Annotated in this window: 27 protein-coding genes and 1 other RNA gene; 12 read left to right on the top strand and 16 right to left on the bottom strand. The window is 67.5% G+C overall.

The genetic code is table 11. The annotated features are described in order from the left end of the window. Nucleotides 1-24: 24 nt before the first annotated feature. Nucleotides 25-2,283: a phosphoenolpyruvate--protein phosphotransferase gene (ptsP, locus tag GC150_04625; GenBank protein MBI1384176.1), complete on the bottom strand. Its 2,259-nt coding sequence runs from the start codon at nt 2,281-2,283 to the stop codon at nt 25-27. A 126-nt stretch (nt 2,284-2,409) separates the two neighbouring features. Beyond that, a complete protein-coding gene (locus GC150_04620) occupies nt 2,410-3,666 on the bottom strand; it encodes an aspartate kinase (protein MBI1384175.1) in 1,257 nt (418 codons plus the stop codon). 305 nt (nt 3,667-3,971) lie between these two features. Here GC150_04620 and ubiG point away from each other — a divergent pair, with 305 nt between their 5' ends. Further along, entirely contained in the window at nt 3,972-4,724 is a 753-nt protein-coding gene (ubiG, locus tag GC150_04615) for a bifunctional 2-polyprenyl-6-hydroxyphenol methylase/3-demethylubiquinol 3-O-methyltransferase UbiG (protein MBI1384174.1), read from the top strand. Nucleotides 4,725-5,453: 729 nt separating this feature from the next. On the opposite strand, the gene GC150_04610 is transcribed toward ubiG, so the two are convergent. From GC150_04610 to GC150_04590, 5 genes are all read right to left on the bottom strand, one after another. Then, entirely contained in the window at nt 5,454-6,194 is a 741-nt protein-coding gene (locus GC150_04610; protein MBI1384173.1) for an HAD hydrolase-like protein, read from the bottom strand. A gap of 48 nt (nt 6,195-6,242) precedes the next feature. Next, entirely contained in the window at nt 6,243-6,755 is a 513-nt protein-coding gene (locus GC150_04605; protein ID MBI1384172.1) for a DUF1178 family protein, read from the bottom strand. Further along, nucleotides 6,752-7,639 carry a carbon-nitrogen hydrolase family protein gene (locus GC150_04600; protein MBI1384171.1) on the bottom strand — a complete coding sequence of 296 codons (888 nt, stop codon included), beginning with the start codon at nt 7,637-7,639 and terminating at the stop codon, nt 6,752-6,754. Before GC150_04600 ends, GC150_04605 begins: the two co-directional genes overlap by 4 nt. A 69-nt stretch (nt 7,640-7,708) precedes the next feature. Continuing rightward, entirely contained in the window at nt 7,709-7,966 is a 258-nt protein-coding gene (gene grxC, locus GC150_04595) for a glutaredoxin 3 (GenBank protein ID MBI1384170.1), read from the bottom strand. An 85-nt stretch (nt 7,967-8,051) separates the two neighbouring features. Further along, nucleotides 8,052-8,891 (bottom strand): ComF family protein, encoded by an 840-nt coding sequence (locus GC150_04590; GenBank protein ID MBI1384169.1) that lies wholly within the window; start codon nt 8,889-8,891, stop codon nt 8,052-8,054. A gap of 87 nt (nt 8,892-8,978) precedes the next feature. On the opposite strand from GC150_04590, the gene GC150_04585 reads away from it, so the two are divergent. Next, complete coding sequence (locus GC150_04585; protein MBI1384168.1) at nt 8,979-9,929, top strand: methyltransferase domain-containing protein; 951 nt, start codon at nt 8,979-8,981, stop codon at nt 9,927-9,929. A 73-nt stretch (nt 9,930-10,002) separates the two neighbouring features. On the opposite strand, the gene GC150_04580 is transcribed toward GC150_04585, so the two are convergent. The 4 genes from GC150_04580 to GC150_04565 form a co-directional block, all read right to left on the bottom strand. Then, the gene (locus GC150_04580) at nt 10,003-10,245 is read right to left on the bottom strand and encodes a Flp family type IVb pilin (protein ID MBI1384167.1); all 243 of its coding nucleotides are present in this window, start codon (nt 10,243-10,245) and stop codon (nt 10,003-10,005) included. A 45-nt stretch (nt 10,246-10,290) separates the two neighbouring features. Beyond that, nucleotides 10,291-10,695, bottom strand: a complete 405-nt coding sequence (mutT, locus tag GC150_04575; GenBank protein MBI1384166.1) for an 8-oxo-dGTP diphosphatase MutT — start codon at nt 10,693-10,695, stop codon at nt 10,291-10,293. A gap of 115 nt (nt 10,696-10,810) precedes the next feature. Further along, complete coding sequence (gene argJ, locus GC150_04570; protein ID MBI1384165.1) at nt 10,811-12,061, bottom strand: bifunctional glutamate N-acetyltransferase/amino-acid acetyltransferase ArgJ; 1,251 nt, start codon at nt 12,059-12,061, stop codon at nt 10,811-10,813. A gap of 228 nt (nt 12,062-12,289) precedes the next feature. Further along, nucleotides 12,290-12,625 carry a hypothetical protein gene (locus GC150_04565; protein ID MBI1384164.1) on the bottom strand — a complete coding sequence of 112 codons (336 nt, stop codon included), beginning with the start codon at nt 12,623-12,625 and terminating at the stop codon, nt 12,290-12,292. A gap of 310 nt (nt 12,626-12,935) precedes the next feature. Here GC150_04565 and dapD point away from each other — a divergent pair, with 310 nt between their 5' ends. From dapD to GC150_04545, 4 genes are all read left to right on the top strand, one after another. Next, nucleotides 12,936-13,778, top strand: coding sequence for a 2,3,4,5-tetrahydropyridine-2,6-dicarboxylate N-succinyltransferase (dapD, locus tag GC150_04560; protein ID MBI1384163.1), 843 nt, complete (start codon nt 12,936-12,938; stop codon nt 13,776-13,778). Nucleotides 13,779-13,940: 162 nt separating this feature from the next. Continuing rightward, a complete protein-coding gene (locus GC150_04555) occupies nt 13,941-14,693 on the top strand; it encodes a DUF805 domain-containing protein (GenBank protein MBI1384162.1) in 753 nt (250 codons plus the stop codon). Nucleotides 14,694-14,803: 110 nt separating this feature from the next. After that, the gene (locus GC150_04550; protein ID MBI1384161.1) at nt 14,804-15,304 is read left to right on the top strand and encodes a hypothetical protein; all 501 of its coding nucleotides are present in this window, start codon (nt 14,804-14,806) and stop codon (nt 15,302-15,304) included. 82 nt (nt 15,305-15,386) lie between these two features. Continuing rightward, nucleotides 15,387-16,193, top strand: a complete 807-nt coding sequence (locus tag GC150_04545) for a hypothetical protein (protein ID MBI1384160.1) — start codon at nt 15,387-15,389, stop codon at nt 16,191-16,193. 7 nt (nt 16,194-16,200) lie between these two features. Here the strand turns inward: GC150_04545 and GC150_04540 are convergent, their stop codons facing one another. Further along, entirely contained in the window at nt 16,201-17,091 is an 891-nt protein-coding gene (locus GC150_04540) for a peptidase P60 (protein ID MBI1384159.1), read from the bottom strand. 49 nt (nt 17,092-17,140) lie between these two features. Beyond that, the gene (locus GC150_04535; protein MBI1384158.1) at nt 17,141-18,607 is read right to left on the bottom strand and encodes a leucyl aminopeptidase family protein; all 1,467 of its coding nucleotides are present in this window, start codon (nt 18,605-18,607) and stop codon (nt 17,141-17,143) included. 195 nt (nt 18,608-18,802) lie between these two features. On the opposite strand from GC150_04535, the gene GC150_04530 reads away from it, so the two are divergent. Both GC150_04530 and GC150_04525 read left to right on the top strand, forming a co-directional pair. Further along, nucleotides 18,803-19,780 (top strand): tetratricopeptide repeat protein, encoded by a 978-nt coding sequence (locus GC150_04530; GenBank protein MBI1384157.1) that lies wholly within the window; start codon nt 18,803-18,805, stop codon nt 19,778-19,780. Nucleotides 19,781-19,934: 154 nt separating this feature from the next. Beyond that, nucleotides 19,935-20,684 (top strand): glucose 1-dehydrogenase, encoded by a 750-nt coding sequence (locus GC150_04525; protein ID MBI1384156.1) that lies wholly within the window; start codon nt 19,935-19,937, stop codon nt 20,682-20,684. Between the two features lie 131 nt (nt 20,685-20,815). On the opposite strand, the gene nudC is transcribed toward GC150_04525, so the two are convergent. Together nudC and GC150_04515 are read right to left on the bottom strand one after the other, a co-directional pair. Continuing rightward, the gene (gene nudC / locus GC150_04520) at nt 20,816-21,757 is read right to left on the bottom strand and encodes an NAD(+) diphosphatase (GenBank protein ID MBI1384155.1); all 942 of its coding nucleotides are present in this window, start codon (nt 21,755-21,757) and stop codon (nt 20,816-20,818) included. A 233-nt stretch (nt 21,758-21,990) separates the two neighbouring features. After that, the gene (locus tag GC150_04515; GenBank protein ID MBI1384154.1) at nt 21,991-22,398 is read right to left on the bottom strand and encodes an HIT domain-containing protein; all 408 of its coding nucleotides are present in this window, start codon (nt 22,396-22,398) and stop codon (nt 21,991-21,993) included. Nucleotides 22,399-22,475: 77 nt separating this feature from the next. Here GC150_04515 and ffs point away from each other — a divergent pair. From ffs to recR, 4 genes are all read left to right on the top strand, one after another. Next, nucleotides 22,476-22,573, top strand: an RNA gene (gene ffs / locus GC150_04510) — signal recognition particle sRNA small type. 268 nt (nt 22,574-22,841) lie between these two features. Continuing rightward, the gene (locus GC150_04505) at nt 22,842-24,782 is read left to right on the top strand and encodes a DNA polymerase III subunit gamma/tau (protein MBI1384153.1); all 1,941 of its coding nucleotides are present in this window, start codon (nt 22,842-22,844) and stop codon (nt 24,780-24,782) included. A gap of 91 nt (nt 24,783-24,873) precedes the next feature. Beyond that, a complete protein-coding gene (locus GC150_04500; GenBank protein MBI1384152.1) occupies nt 24,874-25,194 on the top strand; it encodes a YbaB/EbfC family nucleoid-associated protein in 321 nt (106 codons plus the stop codon). A gap of 22 nt (nt 25,195-25,216) precedes the next feature. Continuing rightward, nucleotides 25,217-25,828, top strand: coding sequence for a recombination protein RecR (recR, locus tag GC150_04495; protein ID MBI1384151.1), 612 nt, complete (start codon nt 25,217-25,219; stop codon nt 25,826-25,828). Nucleotides 25,829-25,927: 99 nt separating this feature from the next. Here recR and GC150_04490 read toward each other — a convergent pair whose 3' ends face one another. After that, entirely contained in the window at nt 25,928-26,497 is a 570-nt protein-coding gene (locus GC150_04490; protein ID MBI1384150.1) for a hypothetical protein, read from the bottom strand. Nucleotides 26,498-26,628 lie beyond the last annotated feature (131 nt).

The raw sequence follows: 26,628 nt of genomic DNA, 5'->3' as shown, positions 1-26,628 counted from the left end.
TTCCGCAGGAACCGGGCAGGCGCTTCAGATCTCGATGCCATGGGCGCTCGCGAATTCAGCGGCGACGGCCCGCACGTCGCGCCGCCCTTGCGCGAGCGCCCGATCGAGATACGTCCGCAGCACGGCCGCATCAAGTCCGAGCAGCATCGCCTTGACGGGGCCGATGCTCGCCGGCGCCATCGAAATCGAACGCAAGCCGAGCGCGATGAGCACCATCGCCTCGAGCGGCCGGCCGGCCATCTCTCCGCAGAGGGTCAGCGGCGTCTCATGACGCTCCGCGGCCGCGACGATCGCCCGGATGACGGAGAGCATCGCTGGCGAAAGTGTGTCGTAACGCCGCGCAACCCGCTCGTTGGCGCGGTCCACGGCGAAGGTGAACTGGAAGAGATCGTTGCTGCCAATGGAAAGAAAGTCGGCGCGCCTTGCGATCTCGTCGAGCTGGAAGAGGAGGGCCGGCACCTCGACCATGGCACCGATCTCGATGCCCCGGGGCGGCGGGCTGGAGAAGCGCGACAGCAGTCCGATTTCGAGGTCGATGAGACGGCGGGCCTCGTCGAATTCGGCAACGTCCGTCAGCATCGGCAGCATGACGCGCAGCTCGCGGCCGGCGGCGGCGCGCAGAAGCGCCCGGATCTGGGTCCGGAACAGGCCCGTCCGGTCCAGCGACATGCGGATCGCCCTCCAGCCGAGCGCGGGATTCTCCTCCCTCTCGTGACGAAGGTACGGCAGCATCTTGTCGCCGCCGATGTCGAGCGTGCGGAACACCACAGGCCGCTCGCCAGCGGTCTCGAGGATCGCGCGATAGATCTCGGTCTGGCGATCGCGCCCGAGGATCGAGGAGGAGATCATGAATTCGAGTTCGGTGCGAAAGAGGCCGATCCCGTCGGCCCCCGATTCCTCGAGATGCGGCAGGTCGACCATGAGACCGGCGTTGATGTTGAGGGCGACACGAACGCCGTCGCGGGTCACCGCCGGCGCGCCGCGCAGAGATGAATATTTCTGCAGCCGGCGGGCCCGGAACCGCACCTTGTCGGAAAACGCGCCGATGACCTCCTGCCCGGGGCGAATGTGAATTTCGCCGGCCGTGGCATCGACGATCGCCGGATCGCCGGGCTCGACCGCCTCGACGATGCCGCGAGCCTGGCCAACGGCGGCGATGCCGAGCGCCTTTGCGACAATGGCGACGTGGCTGGTGGCGCCGCTGTCTTCGATGACGAGGCCGCGCAGGCGTTCCCGGTCGTAGTCGAGGAGTTCGGCAGGTCCAAGCGTGCGAGCAACCAGGATGGCGTCCGGCGGCAGAACCTGGTGCGCACCGGTGGCGGGAACGCCGGCCAGCGTGCGCAAGAGACGGTCGGATAGATCGTCGAGATCGCGAAAACGCTCACGCCAATAGGGGTCGGCATTGCGCAGCATGCGGGCGCGCATCTCGTTGCGAACGCGCTCGACCGCGCCGGCGGCGGTCAGACCGGCCGCGATCGCCTCGTGCAGCCGACGTCTCCAGCCCTGGTCGTCGGCATACATTCGATAGGTTTCGAGCACCTCGTGATGCTCGCCGGCAGCGGCAATGTCCCGGTTCGCGAAAATGCGGTCGAGCCCGGTCCGCAAATCGACGATGGCCTCGTCGAGACGGACGCGCTCGGCCTCGGGATCGTCCGAGACGAGTTGGGTGACGATGACACGCGGCTCGTGCAGCACGATGTGGCCGAGCGCGAGGCCATCCGAAAGCTGCTCGCCCTGCAACACGCGCGAGCGGCCCGGAGCCCCGTCCGGCAACGAGGGATCGATGCGTTCGACGGTGCCGGCGAGCACCTCGGCGAGCACCATGGCGGTCGTCTGGAGAGCGTCCTCCTCGTCCTCGGTGTACTGGCGTCGCGTCTTGTTCTGCACCGTGAGAACGCCGAGCACGCGCCCACCGCGAAGCACGGGCACGCCCAGGAAGGAATGGAACTCCTCCTCGCCCGTTTCCGGCCGGTAGGAAAAGGAGGGGTGCGATTGGGCTTCGGAGAGATTTATGGCCTTGGCCTGCTCGGCGATCAGGCCGACGAGGCCCTCGCCACGCTTCATGTGCGTGTTGTGAACGGCCTCGCGCTTCAGTCCCTGGGTCGCAAACAGTTCGAGGGAGCCGTCCTGCCGACGCACGTAGACGGAGCAGACCTCGGCGACCATCAGGCTCGCGATCTGACCGACGATGCGGTCGAGCTGCTCCTGGGCGGAGCCGGGCTCGGCCATGATCTGGCGCAGCCGGCGAATGAGCAGCCGGGGGACGGCGTCGACATGCACCATCTGTGCTCGTCCTCCCTTCGTTCCAGGTCGGTCGTATCATGCGTTCGGCCGGCCCGCCGCGCACCACATTCGGGCCTCCCCCCGGCCCTCGGGTGGTGTGCTCTGCCGGCGCGGTCGGACGCGCGATCAGGCGCGATCGAGGCCGTAGAGCGTGTGCAAAGTGCGAACCGCCAGCTCGGTATAGGCGGCATCGATCAGAACGCTGATCTTGATCTCGGAGGTCGATATCGCCTGCAGGTTGATGCCGCGCTCGGCGAGCGCACGGAACATCGAGGAGGCGACGCCCGCGTGCGAACGCATGCCGATGCCGACCACCGAGACCTTGACGACATCGGTCGATCCGGAGAGTTGCTGGAAGCCGATCTGGTCGCGGTTCTCGCGAAGTGTCGCCATGGTGCGGTCGAGATCGGCGGCGGGGACCGTGAAGGTCATGTTGGTGTGCTCGCCGTCCTCGGAGACCGACTGGATGATCATGTCGACGTTGATCCCAGCATCAGCGAGGGGACCGAAAATCGCGGCCGCGACACCCGGCTTGTCGGCCACGTGCAGCACGCCGATGCGGGCCTCGTCACGCGTGTAGGTGATACCGCTCACGATCTGCTGTTCCACGATCTCGTCCTCGTCACAAACCAGTGTTCCTGCCAACCCGCCGTCGGCCCCCATCGGGGCGAGGGCGTCGGGGTCCTCGAAGCTCGAGCGCACGTGCAAACGAACGCCCTTGACCATGGCGAGTTCGACCGAACGGGTCTGCAACACCTTGGCGCCGAGCGAGGCCATCTCGAGCATCTCCTCATAGGAGATGCGATCCATGCGGCGCGCCTTGGGCACGATCCGCGGGTCGGTCGTATAGACGCCGTCGACGTCGGTATAGATGTCGCAGCGGTCGGCATCCAGGGCGGCGGCGACGGCGACCGCGCTGGTGTCGGAGCCACCACGCCCGAGCGTTGTCACGCGATTGAGATCGCTCACACCCTGGAAGCCGCAGATCACCGCGACCTCGCCGCGCGCGAGCCTCGTGCGCAGTTCGCCCGCCTCGATCGCCTCGATCCGGGCCGAGCCGTGCGCACCACTGGTGCGGATCGGGATTTGCCAGCCCTGCCAGGAGCGGGCCTGGATGCCCATCGACTGGAGCACGATGGCGAGCAGGCCGGCCGTGACGAGCTCGCCCGAGGCGACGACGGCATCGTACTCGCGGGCGTCATGGAGGGGCGAGGCCTCGCGCGTCCAGGCGACGAGCTGATTCGTGGCGCCCGCCATGGCCGAGACCACGACCGCGACCTGATGGCCGGCATCGACCTCACGCTTGACGTGGCGGGCGACGTTGCGAATGCGCCCGACATCCGCGACCGAAGTGCCGCCGAATTTCATCACCAATGTGCCCATGGTCGCCGGATTCCGCTCGAAGGGCCGCTGGGCCCATGCATGTGGGGCATGGTGCCGCGCCGACCGGACGAGGGATCGGTGCGACTTGCCCGTTCATCAGGAAGACATCATCGCGCGCCGCCCGGCGCCGGCTCCGTCAGCGCCTTCATAGTGCCAGACGTGCATGATCGCAACGTGCGCGATATGACCAGGGACGTGCCGGCGTCGACGGGCCCTGGAGTGTGGGCCAACGGCCAGGGCCAGCACGTAGAGATGGCATGGCGCGCCGATGCGCGCACGCCGAGGCCAACCGAGGAGGGTGCCAGATGACGACGAGCGCGAACGGGCCCGCAGCGAACGTCGATCCCGCCGAGGTCGAGCGCTTTTCGCGCCTCGCCGACGAATGGTGGAACCCGCGCGGCAAGTTCCGTCCGCTGCACCAGATCGCGCCGGCGCGGCTCTCCTTCATCCGCGACGCGCTGGCGGGCGCCTTCGAGCGCGATCCCGGCAAGGCGCATCCCCTCGCCGGCTTGAGGGTGCTCGACATCGGTTGCGGTGGCGGACTGATCTCGGAGCCACTCTGTCGGCTGGGTGCCGAAGTCGTCGGCATCGATCCGGCAGGCTCGGGGATCGAGGCGGCGCGCGTTCATGCACGCAAGGTCGGCCTCGAGATCGACTACCGGAACGTGACGGCCGAGAGCCTCGTTTCGGCGGGCGAAAGCTTCGATGCGGTGCTCTGCCTCGAGGTGATCGAGCACGTGCCGGACGTGCCGGCGATGGTGCGGCACTGCGCGGCGCTGACGCGGCCTGGCGGCGTGCTGGTCTTTTCGACCATCAACCGCACGCTGAAGGCGTTCGCGCTGGCCATCGTCGGGGCGGAATACGTGCTGCGCTGGCTGCCGCGCGGCACGCACCACTACGAAAAGCTGGTCAAGCCCGAGGAGTTGCGGCGCGCCATCGAGGCGGCGGGCGCCGCGGTGACGAGCGAACGCGGCATGACGTACGATCCGCTCCGCGATGTCTGGTCGCTTTCAGGCGACCTCGACGTCAATTATCTCATGGCGGCGCGGCGGAGTTAGACGGGCGGGTACGGGGCCGAGGGGCGAACAGCGAACGGCACCCCCGGCACGCCGCGAGCCCGAGGCGGTCGGCCCTGCCGCTCGCCCGGGTGGACAACCCGCAGCAAGGGCGCAAGAAATTGCGCGAGGATTCAACACACTGCCACGGGTGCCCCAACGCATGTCCCTGACAACCACAGCACTTTTTTGCCTCGCCTGCAACGCGCGCTTGACGAACTGGTTGAAACCCATCCGCAGCGCCCGAGCAGCGCGCGACCATTGCAAATTGAACTGCAACGCGGGGGAGGCGCCGGTTCCCGTCGGGCTGGCACTCATGATGGAAGGCGAAGTGCTTCGTGAGTACCTCGGGTCGCGGAGAAACCCGCCGTCCAATCCGGCACCACAATCATGGATCAATCTGGCGGACATCTCCGCATGCGTCTCGCGGACGAAAAACGCAATGAGGCTCAGCGGCTGCTGTGGGCTCGACGGTCTCGATGGTCCCAACCGCGTCTGCCGCTGCGGAGCAGAGGTCGGCACGGAGCATTCCGACTGCTGCACCCGGCATCTGTTCGTCGCCCACCCGCCGACGACCTATTGGATAACCGAGCCGCAGGACTGATCGCGATGCAAGCGGCTCGGCCAAGGGAAGGTCGAGGCGGAGCGGCGAGGGGTGCGGTGGATTTCGAGGCAACGCGGACCTTCCGGCCGCGCCAGTCGACGAGAGGCGCCGTACCGTGACGGGGCATTTCAATCCGCTTTCGAAAGCCCCAATATTTCCTGAATATTCGTCCACGTCGCCTCGTGATCTCCAAGGACCAGTTCGGCGCCAGCCCGTCGCAGACGCTCGCGCCGTTCGGGGGCAACGTGAAATCCGATGAAGTGCACGCCATTCGATCTCGCCGCCTCGAGGTCGTTCAGATTGTCTCCCAGAAACACGATGCGGCTCCGCGATATTCGGTGATCCGCCCACAATTCATCGAGCACACGCTCCAATATCCTCGACTTGGAACCGCCACCTTCGGCGGCGCCCGGATAGGCCTCGACGTGCCGCCACATACCGGCGATCAACAGCCGCTGCCGCGCGACCTCCAGGAAATTCGCCGTCGCCGTTCCAAGAACCAAGCCCTTCACAGCGCTCAACCGCTCCAGCAGCTCGAGCGCCCCATCAACGGCGACGACCTTCAGCCTACCGCTCGCATAACCATCACGCAGGGCCTGAAAATAGTCCTCCGCCAGCGACCACAAATCACTGTCCGAGAGCGGTCGGCCAAGGTGGGTCGAGATGATTTCTCGATATATTTCGAGATCGTTGCGGATCGCGTAGGTCTCCCAGTCCGACGACAGACCCGTCAACCCATAACGCCGCTCGAATGGCTCGAAGTACACCAACTCCTCGGCCTCGGTGAAATCGAGAAGCGGCCCATCGATGTCGAAAATGACAGCACTTCGCTCCACGGTCCCTCCCAACTGTCGATCAGCACCCGACAACCCGACGCACCTCGGCGCTTCGTGGCGGCGAGGGCATCCTACGTGCGTTCAATTGCGGTCCTCGGGCAGGATCGGCAAGGGGAGGATCTCGATGCCTTCCTCGAGCAGCTCGCGGGCCTCGGCAAGGGTCGCCTCGCCACGGATGCCTCGGGGCTCGGCCTCCTCGTAGTGGATGCGGCGGGCCTCCTCGGGAAAACGGTCGCCGACATCCTCACTGCTCGCCTCGGCGGCGGCGCGCACCCGGCGGGCCAGTTCCAGCATCTGTTCACGCTGCTCGGGCGCAAGCCCGGCGAACCAGGCGGTGGGGCTGTTGGCGGCGTGCACCGGCGCCGCGACGGGACCAGCATCCGGTTCGCCAGCATGGGCCAGCGACGGCGCCTCGGGGCGGGTGTTCGACTTGGCATTGAGGTTCGGCGCCATCAACGCCTTCGTCACCTCGGAACTGCCACACACAGGACACGACAGCAGGACCGCCGCCGCCTGCCGGTCGAAATCCCCGCTCGAGCGGAACCATGCCTCGAATTCGTGCTCGGCCGGGCAGCGGAGCGCATAGCGGATCATGATGCCTCACGAACTCCCATGCTCTCGAGGACGAGATCGCCATCCTCGATGTAACGGCGGAGCGGAAAGGTGCGGTCGTGGCGCAGCGCCGGAACACGCCCGCGCGCAATGCCGACGGCAGAAAGATCGAGTGTTGCATGAACGAGGCCGGGCTCGTCGCCGGCGGCCTCAGCGATGACCTCGCCCCACGGCGAGACGACGAGGCTGTGGCCATAGGTCTCGCGGCCACTGTCGTGGCGCCCGCCCTGGGCAGCCGCCATGACATAGCAACCGGTTTCGATGGCGCGGGCGCGCAACAGCACGTGCCAGTGCGCCTCGCCGGTCTGGCGCGTGAAGGCGGCCGGAACCGTGAGGATCTCGGCGCCCGCCTGGGCGAGGGCCCGGTAGAGGTAGGCAAAGCGCAGGTCGTAGCAGATGGTGAGGCCGAGCGTCGCACGGCCGATCTCGGCGACCACCGCCTCGCCTCCCGCACGATACGTGTGGGATTCTCGGTAGCTCTCTCCGCCGTCCAGATCGACATCGAACATGTGCAGCTTGTCGTAGCGCGCGACCAGCCGACCGTCCGGCGCGATCAGCACCGAGCGGTTGGCGATGCGCCCATCGGGCTCGAGAAAGGTCATAGAGCCGATGTGGAGCCAGACGGCGGTCTCGCGGGCAAGGTCGCGGAAGGCGGCGAGCACGGTGCAGCCCGCTTCGTCGGAGATCGAGGCGCGCAGGCGCTGCTTGTCGAGCTCGAGCGTGTTGGTGCATTCGGGCGTCTGGACGTATTGGGCCCCGGCGGCGGCGGCCTCGCGGACCTGACGCCTGGTGATCTCCAGATTCTCGGCGATGTCGCGCGTCGCCCGCTGCTGGGCCAGCGCAACCCTCAATGTCCGTGCCGTCATCGCCTCGTCTCCCGATCCATCGATATCTCGCCGCTCACGGCCCAACCCGTCCGGTCCCGCAACCGCCCCTCATCCCTCGAGCAGGCCATCCAACCGGCCCGCCCGCTCGAGCGCCATCAGATCGTCACACCCGCCGACGTGGCGATCACCGATCCAGATCTGCGGCACCGTGTTGCGCCCGCCGGCCCGTTCGCGCATCGCGGCACGGCCAGCCGGATCGAACGTGACATCGATCTCCTCGTAGGCCGCGCCCTTGCTCTGGAGCAGTGACTTGGCCCGGCTGCAATAGGGGCACATCATGGTGGTGTAGATGGTGATCGGCTTCATGGACTTTCCGTGCGCTCGCAACCCCGTGAAGGTAGCGGCACGGCGGTGATTTTCAAAGGGTGGCGATGCGCTGCCGGCGGCGAAATCAGACGGGCGGGCGAGTCGGATCGAGAACACGCGCGAGCGCCGCGACGTTGATGCTGGCCGCGCCGCCCCGCCGCAACACCCTGGCGCAGGCATCGAGCGTGGCCCCCGTCGTCACGACATCGTCGACCAGCAGCACGCGCCGTCCGGCCAGACCCGCACGCCAGGCACGCGCGACGCGAAAGGCGCCAGCGACGTTACGCACACGCTCGCTCGCCGAAAGCCCGACCTGGCTGGTGGTCCTCCTGGTGCGCTCGAGGAGGGTCGGGGCATATTGGCAACGGGTCGCACGAGCGAGCGCGGCGGCCAGGAGGGCAGCCTGATTGTAGCGGCGCTCCATGAGCCGCCAGCGGTCGAGTGGAACGGGCACGACGAGGTCTCCCGGTTCGATCACGTCGCCGGCCGCCCGCACCAGCCAACCGGCAAAGAGGTCCGTCGCGTCGTGGCGGTCGCCGTATTTGAAGGCGTGGACCATGTCGCGCATCACACCGTCGTAGGCGGCGACGATGCGGGCGCGATCGTAAATCGGGGGAGCGGCGAGGGCGGCGGCCGATACCGCCGAGGGCCCGACATCGAAGGGCAGCGGAATGCCGAGCCGGTCGCAACGCGGCGCGGTGATGAAGTCGATGCGGCTCCAGCAACCGCCGCAGACGCGGCCGGGAACGGCGAGCGGCGCGCGGCAGGCGAGACAGGTCGGTGGCACGAGTAGGTCGAGGGCGGAAGCAAAGAGCCGGCGCACCAGCCGGAGCGCGCCACGGTCCGCTCCAGAGGCGAGACCCGACGGCCCCTCTGGCGCGGTCACGGCACCGGCATCGGTGCCGCTGTTCCAACCCAAGCGCATCAGCCGTTGCCAGACCATGGAAAACCGCGCTTTGAAGGTGCCGTGCCTCGGCCCCACGAGGCGGCAACCAGCATGACGGCTCGCGGCATGAACGACAACCGGCCATTCGACAGGGCGCTGGCGATCCGTCGCCGGATCCGCGCGCTCGAGCACGGAACGCCACCCGATTTCCTCCATGCGCGCGTCATGCAGGACTTCGTCGAGCGGCTCGGCGCGATCAACAGGCGGTTCGGGACCGCGCTGGTGCTCGGGGCTGGATCGGCGTCGGCGCTCGAAGCGCTGGATGGCCGCTTCGGCATCGAGACGCTGATCGCGAGCGAGCGTGACCTGCGACTCGCCCGCAGCCTCGGGACACGGGCCATCGTGACCGACGAGGAGGCGCTGGCCTGCGGCGAGGCGAGCCTCGACCTCGTCGTCTCGCCGTTCGGATTGCAGGACGTCAACGACCTGCCCGGGGCGCTCGTTCAGATCCGACGGGCGCTGCGGCCGGACGGCCTCGCGCTGCTCGCTGTGGCAGGAGGTGAAACGCTCGGCGAATTGCGCGCCGCGTTCCTTTCGGCGGAGGCAGAAGTCGGGCTGGGCGCCAGCCCGCACGTGGCGCCGATGCTCGATGTCCGCGAAGCCGGAGCGCTGCTGCAGAGAGCGGGGTTCGCGCTGCCTGTGGCGGACCGCGAGACGATCACGGTGCGCTATCGCCATGCGCTGACGCTGCTGGCGGATCTGAGAGCCATGGGCGCGACCAACACGCTGTTCGAGCGAAGCCGCTCTTTTCTTCCCGCAAGCGTGCTGACCAGGATGGTGGAGAACTATACACGCGACCATGGGGAGCCGGATGGGCGCGTCAGCGCAACCGTCGAGATCTTGACGATGACCGGTTGGGCACCGGACCCGAGCCAACAGAAGCCGCTGCGGCCGGGCAGTGCTCGCATGCGACTGGCGGATGCGCTGACAACGAGGGACCCGCCCGAAGTCGAGGACGGTGGAACTCCCCGCGACCCCGACGCGGACGGGAGCGAAACGGAAGGTGGCGACCGATAGGACACGAGAAAGGCGCGGCGACCCCCCGATCACCGCGCCCTTCTTTTCCTCGCCTCGCGAATGCGGAGCCGTGTCAGCTGTTGGCGACGCGGTACTGGTCGAGGATGTACTGATAGGTATCGACGATGGTCTGGGCCATGTCCTGGAGACCGGTCAGCATGCCGATGGCGATGAGCGCGGCGATGAGGCCGTACTCGATGGCGGTCGCACCCTTGCGATCCCGCCAGAACCGGGCAAGGCCGGCCGAGCGCAGAATGCGCCCCGACGTCGCGCCACCCTGGCAGGACGCATCAGCATTTCTCGACAAATCCTGCATGGCCCCACGCCTCCCCGATTACACACCCAGAACGACCCGCTGCGTTCAGAGCAGGTCCCTCAAGACCGCCACGAGCGGAACATCCGCAGGCGGCATCCGATAATCCTTCATGCGCACAGGGCGCACCCAGGACAACTCCTGGCCCTCACGCGCGACAATCTCTCCTTTCCATCTCCGGCACACCCACAGGGGCATGAGGAGATGAAATTCCTCGTAGGCATGACTCGCGAAGGTGAGCGGCGCGAGACAGCTTGCCGACACATCGATGCCGAGCTCCTCGCGGAGTTCGCGGATCAACGCATTCTCAGGCTGCTCTCCCGGCTCGACCTTGCCGCCCGGAAACTCCCACAGCCCCGCCATCTTGCGACCTTGCGGCCTCTTCGCGAGCAGTACGCGGCCATCCTCGTCGACCAGCGCGCAGGCCGCGACCAGTAAGATGCTGCGACCCATGCTCGCCTCCGACTATGCCCGCCAGCCGTTAAGACACCGCCAAAAGGCCTGGTAAAAGTTCATCTAAGACGCATTCTTGAAAGAGAATTCGCGGCAAGCTTGCGGCACTCGCCGCTCAGCTGCGGTAGTCCGCGTTGATCGAGACGTAGTCGTGCGTGAGGTCGCACGTCCAAACCGTTGCGCTCGCCGAGCCGACCCCGACGTCGATCCGGATTTCGAGTTCGGCATTGCGCATGTAGGCGGCGACGGTCGCCTCGTCGTACTCGGCGGCCCGCTCGCCAGATCGCGCCACGCAGTGCGGCCCGAACCAGATCGTCAGCTGGCGCTGGTCGACCTTCTCGCCCGATTTGCCGACGGCCATGACCACGCGCCCCCAATTCGGATCCTCGCCGGCAATCGCGGTCTTGAGGATCGGCGAATTGGCGCACGACTTGGCAATGGCGCGCGCGGCGCGGAAATCGGTGGCACCGGCGACATGGAAGGTGACGAATTTCGAGATCCCCTCCCCGTCCCTGGCGACCTGGATCGCGAGATCGCGCATGAGGTCGCCGAGGGCGGCATCGAAAGCGGCAAGGCGCGGGTCGGCGATGTCGGTCACCGGCACCTGACCGCGGGCGGAGGCGGCACCGCTCGCAAAGAGGAGGCAGGTGTCGCTGGTCGAGGTGTCACCGTCGACGGTCATGCAATTGAAGGTCGTCTCGACATGCGCCGACAGCAGGCGCTGGAGAACAGGCCCGGCGATGGCCGCGTCGGTGAAGATGTAACAGAGCATGGTGGCCATGTTCGGCTCGATCATGCCGGCGCCCTTTGCAAAGCCATTGATCGTGACCCCGGTGTCGCCGATCCCGGCGGCCCGCGTTGCAACCTTGGGATAGGTGTCGGTGGTCATGATGGCACGGGCGGCGGGCTCGAAACGGTCGGCGCCGGCATCCCGGACCAGACCGGCAAGGAGATGCGTGAAACGGCTCGCTTCGAGCGACTCGCCGATCACGCCCGTCGAGGAAACATAGACCTCGCTCGCCTCACAGCCAGCGGCGGCGGCGGCGGCGGCAACGGTCGCGGCGACGGCCTCATCGCCCTTCAGCCCGGTGAATGCGTTGGCGTTGCCGGAATTGACCACGAGAATGCGGGCGCGCCCGCCGGCGGCGAGCGAGCGGCGGCAGGCATGGACGGCCGCCGAAGCGGTCGACGAGCGTGTCAGGACGCCGGCCGCCGTCGTGCCCGGCTCGAGCACCGCGACCATGAGGTCGGTGCGCCCCTTGTAGCGGATGCCGGCCTCGGCCGTGGCAAAGCGCACGCCGTCGACTGGCGGCAGGGTGGCGAGGCGAACGGGGGCGAACGGGGAGACCGTCGTGATCTTGGCCATCTCAGGACTCTCGGCAGGACAATCGGTCAGCGGGTTCAACCCACAATGGGCTACCGCGCGCGCACGTTGCCCGGCGAGGGCCTCGACCGCAAGGGCCGTTGCGACGGACCGCCCTTCGGATCACCGCTGCTCGACGCAAAGCGGCCGCGAACCTCTCGGTCCGCGGCCGCCCATGCTCTCGGTTCGACCTCGATGGCCCGCCGCCCAAGGGCTGGCGAGCCGCGTCGGTTACCAGTTGTAATAGAGCGCCGGGCCGGAGTGGCGCACGATCGCACAGTGCGCGTAGGGGTTGAGGCCACGCGCCTGACGCCAGTTCAGCGCCACATTGCAGCGCCGCAGCGCACGGGCGCAGGCCCGCCAGCCACTGGCAGACTTGCGCGTGCCGGGGACCGCTCGGCCACGTATGGTCAATGCGACGGCGGTGCAGCGCTTGCCGTAGGCGACGTCTTCGACGAGGTTGTCGACGGCTGGGCGCTTGGGCAGTTCGAGGGCAGCGGCGGGCGCCACCGCGCCAACGGACGCCGCGAGGCAGACCGCGGCCGCCAGGATCATCTTGCGAGTCATTGCTGAACTCCTCTTCGTTTCGGTTATTGTTGTCGTGTTATCAAAATTCCTGCCGCCCCGGCCTCGCGCCAGTGCGACCCCCACGTCGGACGAGTTTGGAATTGCCAACCTGAACCGCCACTTATCAACCCGTTCACGTGGCATTCATCGAACAACACCGGGCAAGTCGCGAGATCGTGCCGGGCACCCGCCTCGCGGCCGTTCGAACGGCGGCCGACGCGATGTTGACAACCCGGCCCGCCGGCCCGCAGAAGTGCCACCACAACGCCAGCCTGGTCCTGCGACCGGCCCATCGACGAGCACGAGCCCTATGTCAGCCGACACGCCAATAGCCGAGCTATCCAAGACCATCGACGCGGCCTTCGAGGCGCGCGACGGGATAACGCCCGCGACCGGAGGCGCGGTCCGCGAGGCGGTCGAGGGCGCACTCGACCTCCTCGACAGCGGACGGGCGCGCGTAGCAGAGCGCGCCGGAGACGGCAGCTGGCGGGTCAATCAGTGGCTCAAGAAGGCGGTTCTGCTCTCCTTCCGCCTCAATGACATGAGCACGATATCGGGGAGCGCCGGCGGCGGCACGTGGTGGGACAAGGTGCCCTCGAAGTGGGCCGACTGGGATGCGGCACGATTCCGCGCGGCAGGCTTTCGGGCGGTGCCGAACTGCACCGTGCGGCGCTCGGCCTACATCGCGCCGGGCGTCGTGCTGATGCCGTCCTTCGTCAATCTCGGAGCCTATGTCGACAGCGGCACCATGGTCGATACCTGGGCGACCGTTGGAAGCTGCGCGCAGATCGGCAAGAACTGCCACATTTCGGGTGGGGCGGGCATCGGCGGTGTGCTCGAACCGCTTCAGGCCGGACCGGTCATCATCGAGGACAATTGCTTCATCGGCGCGCGCTCGGAAGTGGCCGAGGGTGTCATCGTGCGCGAGGGGGCGGTGCTGTCCATGGGCGTCTACCTCGGCGCCTCGACGAAGATCGTCGATCGCGAAACGGGCAAGGTGCACCGCGGCGAGGTGCCGGCCTATTCCGTCGTCGTTCCGGGCACGCTGCCCGGCAAGGACGGCCAACCCGGGCTCTATTGCGCCGTCATCGTCAAGCGCGTGGACGAACAGACGCGTTCCAAGACGTCGATCAACGAATTGCTGCGCGACTGAGGCGGGCAGCGACCCGGCTTAACACCGGGTTGCCCGCAGCAGGACAATTCTGAACGACGTCTAGACGGCATTGCAGTCTTCCCCAGCTAACATCATGGCGATCCGGACCGCTCCTCCCCGGCCGGTGACGATTTGCGCTCACGCTCACGCCATGGTGGGGTCATGTCACTGCTCGGCTTCCTCTTTTCCTTCGAAGGACGCATCAACCGCCTGCACTATTGGGTCTCTGCCCTCATCATGGGCGTGCTCGTGTGGTGCTTCTTCCTCTTCGGGATCGTGACGGCCGGCAATCTCGGGATCGGAGCGGTCGACGTCGATACGCTCACGTCCGAGCAGAAGGTCGAGATGATGCTGCCGCTCGCCGGCGTCGGGCTCGCGGCGTTCCTCGTCCTCGTCTGGTGCTCGCTCGCCATAACGTCCAAGCGGCTGCACGACCTCGGTCAGTCCGCGGCGCTCCTCATCCCGATCTACGGCGTGCCGTTCCTGCTCAACGCGCTCGGCGGCATGTTCATCGTTCTGGCGATCCTCATCAACGTCGCCATGATGATCTGGCTCGGGTTCTTTCCAGGCAACGCGGGCGACAATCGCTACGGTCCCTCGCCCAACGGCACCGGTTTTGGTTCATCGCCGCGCGGTGCGGCCGGTGGCGGCAGGGATACCAGCGATGCAGTGAGCGATGCAGCCTGGATGGCGAAGGCCGAGGAGGCGATGCGCGGGGCCGTGCCCTCGCTCGACGGCCAGCGCTTCGCCGTCGCTCACGCCGGGGGAATGGGGGGCGGGCGCGCGCCCGAGGGACGCTACTCCAAACCGATCGACGCGCGTGCGGGCGCGGCACGCCGGGGCGTGGGATCGGCTGCCGGATCGCATCCATCGGGTGGCGGGCGCGGCCAGACCGGCTTCGGACGGCGCAGCTGAATGGGCCGCGCCGAATGACCGGCAAGCACACGCGACGTCAGGGTTAATCGTACATTAACCGTTACATGTCAGAAGGTTGAGCCTTCCAATTGAACCCGACAGGATGTCCCATGAACCTGCTGCCGCCGACGTTCGACAATGTGACCCGGGCAATTGTCGCAACGCCGCTGCGCCGGAGCAATGCGTTGCTGACGCGCGCACTCCAAGGCGCTGGCGGGGTGCGATATGGTCTCGTCATGACCGCCGTTGCCGCCGGTCTCGGCGCCGTGCTGGCGGCCTGCGGAGCGGCGGCGGGGCTGTCCTATCAGGCGCTCGCGACGGGTACGACCGAGGTCGTGATCGGACACATGGCGCTGCTGACGGTCCTGCTCTGGCCGAGCATGGCGATGCTGGTCCGCGGCCAGCAGAGGCGCACCCCGGGCGCCTGGCTCGGTGTGGCGCTCTATCCACTTGCGCTCATCGCATTCATGGCGGCCTACTTCGGCAAGCCGTTCGATCTTGCGGTCGCCGGTCCGTCGGGCAAACTGGCAGCCGCAGCGCTGGCGATGCTCATGGGGAGCTGGCTCATCGTCGAGGCCGCGCGGCAGGCGCGCGACGACTTGGCGGCTTGAGCGCGGGGCAACCGCCCATGAAGCGGGAGGGTCGGCTCGACAGCCACCCGAAGGCAGCCAACCGGCGGAGACGAAACGAGACATGTACCGCCGGCTCGACCCGAACAAGATCATCCAGACGCTCGAGCGCCTCACCCTGCGCATCGAGGAACGGTTCGCCGGAGCGGGTCTGGCGAGCGTTGCGCGAGAACTGACCGACCTCGCTGCGCAGACCAGTGCCCGGGCCGAGAAGATCAAGGAGCCGAATTGGACCCTGCGGCTCGCGGTCGGCCTGCTCATGGCGATCGGGCTCGCGGTGCTGATCGCGGTCACGAACATCATCCAGGTCAAGCGCACCACCGACGACCTCTTCGGCGTGCTGCAGGGCATCGAGGCGTTCTTCAACGTCGTCGTGCTGATGGGGGCGGCGGCCTTTTTTCTGGCGACGGTCGAACGGCGGGTGAAGCGGGGTCGGGCGCTGCGCGATCTGCACGGGCTTCGCGCCATCGTGCACGTGATCGACATGCACCAACTCACCAAGGACCCGGGCGTCCTGGTCGAGGGTGAGCACAGAACCGCCCACTCGCCAGCACGCACGATGACGCCGTTCGAGCTGACCCGTTATCTCGACTATTGCTCGGAAATGCTGTCCCTGACGGGCAAGGTCGCCGCGCTCTATGCCCAGAGCCTCGACGACCGTGCGGTGACGGAAACGGTCAACGAGATCGAACAGTTGACGACAGACCTCTCGCGCAAGATCTGGCAGAAGATCATGATCATCCATCAACGCATGCCGGTGGTGGTGGAAACCCGGCACGACGCGGACCAGGCACAAGGAGCCGCGGACGGCGCGGCACGAGCCACTGAGATCACGGAGCCGCGGATCGCGGAACGCACTGAAGAACTCTAGATGCCGATCAGCCCCCGGCTGCCTCGCCATAGAGGCGGCGTACGCCGAGAATACTCTCTCCGGTGCGTTCGGTGATCCGCTCGACGGCCTGGTCGAGCAGTTCGCTCGTCACCATCATATGATGGGCGTTGGCATGCAACAGGCGGGTTGCATCCAACATCATGCCGACATGGCCCTTCCAGAAAATGAGGTCGCCACGCCCGAGGCTCGTCGGGTCCTCGGGCAACTCGCCGAGTTCCGCGAGTTGCATATCGCTGTCGCGCGGGCAAGTGATGCCGGCCGCCGTCAGCGAGACCTGGATGAGTCCGGAACAGTCGATGCCATCGGCGGATTTGCCACCCCAGAGATAGGGCACGCCGATGAAGTGCGTCGCGACCTCCACGTAATCCGGCGTGACGCGGCGCAGCGGCACGACGTGCGCTGCGTGGACATACCCCGGTCCGAGCCCACCCCGATCGGACGAAGCGAGACGGACGAAGCCCGCCTCCTCGTCGGAAACGCCGACGATGGCGCCGAGGTAATGCACGCCGAGGGGACGCGATTTGATATCGGGCTCCGGAAAAACGAACGTGCGAGGGACGGCGATGCGATGGGCTGAAAGAGACGGGCCGCGGGCGAGCGCGGCGCTCTCGACGTAGCCAACGTAGCCATCCGATTGCAGCTGCACCCAGGCCCAGCCGCCCTGATCCTCGAAGACGCGCACCATCTCGTTGCAGAGCGCCTCGGTCTCGAGGCGCGCGCCGTGCGACGGCTCCCTGCGGACAGCGAGCTTGGCGGCGGCGACATGGCGCACCTCGCCGTCGACGAAGCGCTCAGCCTCCACAACGCCCTGAAGGGCGCGATCGGCGAGATCGGGACGGTAGGCATGCAATCGGCGATCGGGCGGCTCTTGCGACATGGTGACGTTCCCGTCGGTCTCACATGAATGGCGGCGCACGTTGGCGATGCTATGAGGCGGACCCATGGCGCTGCTCTAGAAGGTGGAAGAGCGCGCGCGCGCCCTGCGCCTCGCCCCCCTTGGGGCTCGCCGGCCGGCGTGCGGGCACCCAGCCGTAGATGTCGAGATGGGTGTAGCGCTTGGCCGCCTTGACGAAACGCTCGAGAAAGAGCGCGGCTGTTATCGAGCCGCCAAATGGGCTGTCGGAAGCGTGGTTCACATCGGCGATCGGCGTCGCGAGCATCTTGGCATAGGGGCGCCACAGCGGCATCGGCCAGAGCGGGTCGAGCACTTCGCGGCCGGCCCCGGCGAGGGCCTCGGCGAAGGCCGGGTCTGTCGAATAGAGCGGCGGCAGGTCCGGTCCAAGGGCGACGCGGGCGGCCCCCGTCAAGGTGGCGAAGGAGACGATGTCGTCCGGCTTCTCCTCGTCCGCGAGGGCCAGGGCATCGGCGAGAACCAGGCGACCCTCGGCGTCGGTGTTCTGGATCTCGACGGTGCTGCCATTGCGCGCCGTCAGCACGTCGCCCGGGCGAAAGGCGTTGCCCGAGATGCTGTTCTCGGCGACGGCCAGCAACACACGCAAGTCGACGGCGAGCTTGGCGCTCATCACCATGTGGGCCAGCGCGAGCACGCTCGCCGCGCCACCCATGTCCTTCTTCATCAGCAGCATGCCCAATGCCGGTTTGATGTCGAGGCCACCGGTGTCGAAACAGATGCCCTTTCCGACGAGCGCGAGGCGGGGTGCGGACTTGGCGAGGCGGGGAGGCGCCCAGCGCAATTCGACGAGGCGCGGCGCGCGCACGCTGGCGCGGCCGACCGCGTGGATCATCGGAAAGTTCTCGGTGAGGAGGGCATCGCCGACGACCGACCGCAACTCGGCCCCATGGACCTTGGCGAGGGCACGCGCGGCCTCCTCGAGTTCGTCGGGGCCGAGGTCGTTGGCGGGGGTGTTGACGAGATCGCGGGCGAAGGTGACGGCGACGACGACGTCCTCGATGGCGCGGCGGCGCAAGCCATCCGGAAGGGCCAGCCGGGCGCGGGGCGAGGCGCGCTTGGCGCGCTGCGGGCGGTAGGCGGTGAACTCGTAACCCCCGAGTGCCCAGCCGGTCACGAGCAGAGCGGCCAGATGCGGATCGGCCGGCGGGTTGGCGAGCCGATAGTCGCCGGGCGGCAGATCGCTCGCGAGCTGACCGAGGGCGAACGGCCCGAAGGGCGTTTCGGGCGATGCGGCATCGAGGCAGCCGACCACGGCGGTGAGCTCACCCTTGGTGCCGGGAAGGAGTGCGAACGCGCCGGCCGCCGGCTTGAATGCGGTCGCCTCCAGCCACGCCTGGCCGGCCTTGCCGATCGCCTTTTGGATCGAGGCAAGATCGTCGCCCCAGACCAGCCAAAGCGGCGTTGCGCCACCGGCATCGCGCTCGGGAACGAAGGCTTCGCCGGCGCGACGGGCGATTTCGAAGGCGGATTTCCTGGCCATGGCGGCTCCTTCGGTCTCGTGGGATCGAAGGAGCCACTTCTAAGCCTTTTCCTCCGACTTCGCCAAGAAGTGCCGGCGAGGGCGCCGGGTGTGCGTGCACTCCTTGCCCATGCTTAAGCAATTCTTGAGCTTTGTCCCACAATGTAACGCCAGAGAGAAACGAACCCGCCCCTTGGCGGCGGACGAGGTCAAACCATGTCGTCGCACGATCGTTCCGTGTCTGCCCCCGCCGGTCGCTTCCTACCGGTCGCAATAGCTTGTCTCGCGGCCTTGACGCTCGGGGCCTGCTCGCAGGCGGGCGAGGCGCTGAGCCTTGCCGGTCTGAGCGCGGCGCCTGCCGAAGCTCCCGTCTCGACGAGCGAAGCCGGCAAGCCGTCGCCGCGCGAGATCCAGGAATCGGTCTCCTATTGGGGCCAGCGCTTCATCGCCAAACCCGGCGACGAGGCGACCGCCGTCGCCTACTCGCAGAACCTGCGCTACATCGGCGAAGAACGCCGCGCCCTCGCCGTCCTCGAGCGGGCCCACATGGCGAACGGTCAGAGCAAGCGGATCGCCTCGGAATATGGCCGTCTCGCCCTCAAACTCGGCGAGGTGGAGCTGGCTCGCGACATCCTGATGAAGGCCGTCGATCCGGCCAGCCCCGACTGGCGGACGCTCTCGGCCCTTGGCGCCTCGCTCGCCCAGCTCGGCGAACGCGAACGCGCCATCGAGACACTCGAGCGGGCGAACGCCGTCAGCCCGAACAACCCCGCGATCCTCAACAACCTCGCCCTTGCCCACGCCCTTTCGGGCTCGGCGAGTTCGGCTGCGGAATTGCTGCGGGTTGCCAAGACGGCGAGCGACGACGGCGAGACCTCGAGCCGCCTCGCCAGCAACCTCGCCATGGTGGAAAGCCTCGGTGACCTCAACGGGTCCAGCCTCGCCCCTTCGACAACGGCGCACACTGGATCGGCCCTCGCCGCCGCCATGACGGCGCCGCAGCCGCCCAGCACGCCTATCGATCTCAGGCCAGCCTCGGGCCAGCAGTCCGGCGAAACGCCGGCCGCCGCATCGGCCCCGGCCACCGTGGCATCGGCGCAGGCGACCCCGGCCGCGGGCCTTCGCCCGACACAGGCGGCCGCGACCAAGGCTGCCGCAGGCCCCTGGTCGATGGAAATCGCCTCGACCCGCTGATCTGCCAGCGCAGGCCGAGCACCGAGCGTCCGACGCCGGCCCGGGAGGGGCGGCGCCGAAAGGAGCAGCTCAGGCGCTGCTTGACTGGTCCCGCACGGCCAGCAACTCTCGGGCCCGAGCGCCGTGGCGCGGCGCCGGCAAGGGAGGATGCAGCATGAGGCTCAGGGACAAGGTCGCAATCGTCACGGGGGGCGCCTCCGGATTCGGGCGGGCGATCGCGGCAACCTTCGCGCGCGAGGGCGCGCGGGTGGTCGTCGCCGACCTCAACGGCCCGGGCGCCGAGGCCGTCGCGCGCGAAATCTCCAACGATGCGCGTGCCGTCACGGCCGACGTCACCCGGCGCGAGGATGTCGCGCGCATGGTGGGCACCGCGGTCGAGGCCTTCGGCGGACTCGACATCCTGGTCAACAACGCTGGCTACACGCACGTCAACCAGCCGCTCCTCCAGGTCAGCGAGGAGGAATTCGACCGGACCTATGCGGTCAACGTCAAGGCCATCTACCTCGCCACCCTAGAGGTCGTGCCGCTCATGCAACAACGTGGCGGCGGCGTCATCATCAACACGGCTTCGACCGCCGGCCTCAGACCGCGACCCGGCCTGACCTGGTACAACGGCTCGAAGGGCGCGGCGGTGATCCTCACCAAGTCGATGGCGGTCGAGCTGGCGCCGCAGAACATCCGCGTCAACGCGCTCTGCCCGGTGATCGGGGAGACGGGCATGCTCGAGCGCTTCATGGGCATGCCGGACACGCCGGAGAACCGGAAAAAATTCCTGGCGACGATCCCGATGGGCCGGATGTCGCGGCCGGACGACATCGCGGGCGCCGCGCTCTATCTTGCCAGCGACGAGGCGAGTTTCGTGACCGGCGTGGCACTCGAAGTGGATGGCGGACGCTGCGTCTGACCGGACGGGATGGAAATCAAGCCGGCGTGATCCGCCACGATCAGAATTGACTGTCGGCGCGAGCGCAAGCTGCCCTCGCCGAACGACCGGTGCCGTGGCACCGTTCGAATGGCCGCACCGCGCCGTCCCCCTCAGCGGAACGGCGACCAGCCCTCGGCAAAACGCGTGATGAGGCGCCAGGCGATGGAATAGCGGCCGGGCACGCGCAGGTTCAGTTCGTGTTTGTCCTCGAGCATGCGGCGGACCTCCTCGCGCGTGAACCAGCGGGCGTCGACGACCTCGGTCGGGTCGACCACGATGTCGCGAGAGAGAGCCTCGGCCCAGCAACCGATCATGATCGAGTGGGGGAACGGCCAGGGCTGGCTCTGGACGTAGGCGACGCGCCCGATCTCGATGCCGGCCTCCTCCTTGGTCTCGCGGCGCACGGCGTTCTCGATGTCCTCACCGGGTTCCACGAAGCCGGCGAGCGTCGAGTAGAGGCCCTCGGGAAAGCGCGGCTCATGCCCGAGCAGGCAACGGTCACCGTCCTCGATCAGCATGATCACGACAGGGTCGGTGCGCGGGAAGTGGTCCTGCCCGCACGCCCAGCACGTCAGTTTCCAGCCACCGTCGCGTTTGCGATTGGAGCCGCCGCAGTGCCCGCAGCAGCGCTGCGCCCGATGCCAGGCGGCAAGTGCGCGCGCCTCGCCGGCAATGGCCAATTCGGCACGCGGCAGGACGTCCTGGATGGCGAGGCTGCGCACGTCGACCTGCGGCCGGAACGTTTCGATCGGGGCATGAACGGCGCGGGCGCGGTGCTCGGACAGTGCCAGCGCGAAAATGCCGACACCGTCTTCGTCGATGCCGAGGAACACCGGGATCTCCCGCTCGAGCTCGAAGCGCACGATGTCCTCGTGGCAGAACCACTTCAGGGTGGTCTCGACGCCTTCGCCCGCACCGACGATCACCGGGTTCAATTCGACGAGCACCATCGTGCGGCTCGATGGCTGTCGGTAAAGTTCCATCAGCCAGTCGTGGTTGGCCCGCTTGTGGCTCGCCCGGTCCAGAAATGGCGCGTTCCCGAGTGTCGGCATGCTCTCTCCAGCCAATTGCGCTCCCGCGGAGCGGCGTGCAAATGCGCAAGCAAGCGCCCCTGGGGCTCTGGTGTTCCGGCTCCGACACTTGGCACCCTTTTGCGGCACGCGATCGACCAAGTGTCGGAGCCAAGAAGAACACTAGCAAGTTCATGATTCTAGTTCAGCTTATGCATCCGACGTTTGGTTCGAAACCGTGCTGCGAGCGGGTACCGAACGTCGGATGCGCTGCACTAGCCACCGGCGATCGCTTCGGCAAGTCGACCCGCGCGCTCACCCCCCTCGACCTCGCCATAGGGGGCGGGCTCACCGACACCCCAGACCGGGCGTGGCCAGGCAGGGTCAGCGCGAAAGCGTGCAATGACATGGACGTGCAGTTGCGGCACGAGATTGCCGAGCGCGGCAACGTTCAATTTGTCCGGTGCGAACGCGCGCTGCAACACGCGCGAGACGAGAGAGATCTCCTCGAGCAACACCAGACGGTCGGCCTCGACAAGGTCGACGAGTTCCACGGCACCCGCGCGCCTCGGCACAAGGATGAGCCAGGGAAAGCGGCGATCGTCCATGAGACGCACCGCCGAGAGCGCAAGGTCGCTCACGTGGCGGGTGTCGGAGGCGAGGCGGGGATCGAGGGCGAACATGCCGGTTTCGGACGGTGTGGTGGAGAGGGCTGCGCTGCGCTCTTGCATGCCTGACGCGGAATGACAATACTCCCGGCGGGAGGTTGGCGGCGGACGAGTCCCTCGCCAACCGGGTCAGGTCCGGAAGGAAGCAGCCCCAACGAGCAAGACGCGGGTTGCCGACCAGCCTCCTATATCATTATCGGCCGGCCTCTGTTGCCGGCTTCGCGTGCGCCGGGCCGGTCGAAGCCGACCGGGGCAACGGGCCACAGGCGAAGGGCAATGGACCACCGGCGGGACGCGCCGGCACGAGCGGCCGGCGCCGGCTGGCAGACGAGCCGACCTTCGTGTTCGCCTCGACTCCGCAACCCGTCTTGCAGCCGTAGCGGGTCGAAGGCGACGCGGCCCGGGCGCTGGACCCTGCTTCGGCCGGCAAACGGCTGCCCGCGAAAAGCTTGACCAGGATGGAGCCCGTGACCTCGACAGGAGACGACGCGAACGGGGCGGCCGGACCCTATGTCGTGCTGGCGCGCAAGTACCGGCCGCAAGCATTCGAAGACCTGATCGGCCAGGAGCCGATGGTGCGCACCCTGCGCAATGCCTTTTCGACGGGGCGGATCGCGCAGGCCTACATGCTGACCGGCGTGCGCGGGGTCGGCAAGACGACGACCGCCCGGATCCTGGCACGCGCGCTCAATTACGCGCCATGTGATTCCGAGGACGGACGCAGCGGTGCCCCGACGATCGAAATCGGCGAGATCGGGCGCCATTGCCGGGAAATCATCGAAAGCCGGCACCCCGACGTGGTCGAGATGGACGCGGCCTCCAACACCGGCATCGACAACGTTCGCGAGATCATCGAAAGCGCCCGCTACCGACCCGTGCTGGCGCGCTTCAAGGTTTTCATCATCGACGAGGTGCACATGCTCTCGAAGGGGGCGTTCAACGCCCTCCTCAAGACGCTCGAGGAGCCGCCCGCGCACGTCAAGTTCATCTTCGCGACGACCGAAGTGCGCAAGGTTCCGGTCACGGTGCTGTCGCGCTGCCAGCGCTTCGATCTCAGACGCGTCGACGGCACGCTGCTGACGCGCCATTTCGGCGGCATCGTCGAGCGCGAGGGCGGCATGGCCGAGACCGAGGCGCTCGCGCTCATTGCCCGCGCGTCGGAGGGCTCGGTGCGCGATGGGCTCTCGATCCTCGATCAGGCGCTGGCGATCGGGTCGGGTAAAGTGACGGCCGAGAACGTGCGCGCCATGCTCGGCCTCGCCGATCGCGGGCGAACGCTCGATCTCTTCGAGACGGTGATGGCCGGAGACGGGGCGGGCGCGCTCGGGCGGCTCGAAGCGCTCCACTCAGACGGGGCGGAGCCGTTGCAGGTCCTGGTGGACCTCGCCGAAGTCGCGCACATCGTTGCGCGGGCCAAGGTGGCTGGGGTCAAGGGCGCGGGTGAGATGCTGAGCGCGGCCGAGCGAGAGATGGCCGGCCGGCTCGCCGGGCGCCTTTCGCTCGGGCTCGTCACACGGGCCTGGCAGACGCTGGTCAAGGGCATCGAGGAGGCGGGGCGCGCACCGGACATCCACGCCGCCGCCGACATGATCCTCATTCGGCTGACCCACATGGCGACATTGCCGGGTCCGGAAGAACTCGCCCGGCTGCTGGCGGAGGGACGCGGCGGTGGCGCCGAGGCGCAAGCGTCCGGCCATGCCGGGCCAACCCTGACGAGCGCGGCGAAGCCGCCGCTCAACAGGCAGAGTACGCCCCCACCAGCCGACGCGGGCGCGGGCGTGAGAGAGAACGCGGTCGGGGCGCGGCCAAACGGGAACGAGGCGGGCAATGCGCAGCGCCCGGAGGTCGCCGACGACGATACGTTCGGCGGCGACTGGTCCGCGGAGCCCTATGGCGAATTCACCGGCGAGATGGTGCCGGATTGGGAGCTGGAGGGCACACCGGCCCCCGAGTTCACGCTCCTCACCTCACTCGAGGACGTGGTCGATCTCGCAGACCGCAAGCGGGACATCCGTCTCAAGCTGGCGCTCGAGAACGACGTGCGGCCGATCTCGTTCGAGCCCGGGCGCATCGAGATCAGCGTCGAGGACGACGCACCCAGCTCACTGGCCGGAGATCTCGGGCGCAAGCTGACCGAGTGGACCGGACAGCGCTGGCTCGTCGTCATCTCGCGTACACGCGGCGGCGCGACGATCGCAGAGGAGCGCAAGGCGCACCTCGAGCGTGAGCAGAATTACATCGCCGACGATCCAGTGCTCGCCGGATTCGCGGAGGCCTTTCCGGACGCGCAGATCAAGGACATCAAACCGCTCACGAGTGGTGCGGGAATGCAGGCCGCCGAGGACGAGCGATCGGGCAGCGGGCAGCGCCTCGGCGATGGCAAGAAGGGCGGCCGCTGACGCGCCCCGACGCCAGCGACTTCGAGCCCGGCAAGGTGCGACCACGTGATGCACCAGCCGCACGGGCACCAGAGGACCAGGAGGACGGGTAATGAAAGACATCATGGGAATGATGAACCAGATGAGGGGCCTGCAGGAACGCATGCAAACCCTGCAAGCCGAACTCGCTGCCGCGGAAGTATCGGGAAGCGCCGGCGGTGGCCTCGTCACCGTGCGCCTCAATGGCAAGGGCGATATGCGCGGCCTCACGATCGACCCGTCGCTGGTGAAGCCGGAGGACGTCGAGGTCATCGAGGACCTGATCCTGGCGGCCCACCAGGACGCCAAGAGCCGCGTCGAGGCGATGATGCAGAGCAAAATGCAGGAGCTGACCGGCGGACTACCGCTGCCACCCGGGCTCAAGCTGTTCTGAGCGCCGCCGAAAGGAAGCCGCCATGGCCGAACCGCTCGCCAGCCCGCAAATCGACCGCCTCATTCAAATGCTCGCCCGGCTGCCCGGACTGGGGCCGCGCTCGGCGCGAAAGGCGGCGTTGCATCTCATCAAGCGGCGCGAGTTGCTGATGGCCCCGCTCGCCGAAGCGTTGCAGGCAGTGATGGCGGCGGTGGTGAAATGCTCACGGTGCGGCAGCCTCGACACGCTCGATCCGTGCGGCATCTGCCGTGATCCCAAGCGCGAGCCGGGACTGCTGGTGGTGGTCGAGGATGTCGGCGACGTCTGGGCACTGGAGCGGGCCGGTGTGATCAAGGGCCGCTACCTCGTGCTCGGCGGCGCGCTTTCGCCCCTCGACGGCGTGCGGCCCGAGGATCTCAACCTCGCACTCCTCGAGCAGCGGCTGGTGGAGGGCGAAGTTCGCGAAGTGCTGCTGGCGCTGAATGCGACGGTCGAAGGTCAGGCGACGGCGCACTACGTGAGCGAACTGATCGCGCGGCGCGCAGACGGGCCAACCGTCTCACGGCTCGCGCACGGCGTGCCGATCGGCGGCGAACTCGATTACCTCGACGAGGGAACGCTCGCCGCCGCTGTCAAGGCGCGTCGCAGCTTCTGACGCACCGCAGACGCACGAACTCCGCATCGCCACCACCGACCGGGGCACCGGTTCGCGCGCGGCCGTGGGCAAGTGGCAACCGAACCGGCCGACCTTCGATCAGGCTGTGCGCGGCTGACCGATGGGGCGCACCGACGGGGCAGCCGTCCGACGGCCATCCGATCGGGTGGCGAGCGCGATCAGTCGGCCAAGGGCAATCGCCATGCGAACGAGCGGGGCGAACGGATAGCGCGGGTAGGTGTTCTCGAAGCTCTCGGCGGTGTCGTTGCTCATCTCAACCTCGGTTTTTCTTGTTCCATCGGTCCGGCAGAACCTCTCGCCGATCCCGTGGTATACCACATACATAGATGCCATTTCGCGCCGCAGCAAGTGCTCGAGGACAAGCAATCGACGACTCGTTTTCGCTTTATCTATTTGATTTATTTCACTCTTTTTCTCATCTGCGCTTATTGCATCGCAGCAATGCGCAAACCTGGCAAGTCCTGCGGGGTGTGCGCCGCACACCGAGAATTCGCATCGCACGACGAGCCGCCCGTCGGGGCAGCTGTACGGATCGTCGCCCACCTTTGGGTTGAGCGGATGCCTTCCATGAGTTGCCTCACGATCTGCGAATTCCGCATGCCCCTCGACGACCCAAGGCGGTCGCGCAACGGTTGCCAGCGCGGTCATTGCGCTGAAATCCTGCGGATCGGGCGAATTTCGCCCGAGCGGTGGCGACGTCGCCCCTCGCGGCAATTCCGCATCCGGGACAAGGGAGCGCAAATCGCTGCGAGGTCCGTGGCTTGCGGACGAGCCGGAGT

This window comes from Hyphomicrobiales bacterium, assembly GCA_016125495.1.
Classification (GTDB): Bacteria; Pseudomonadota; Alphaproteobacteria; order Rhizobiales; family RI-29; genus RI-29.
The sequence above is the reverse complement of the archived record's forward strand: the minus strand, read 5'-3'. Positions and strand labels throughout refer to the sequence as shown.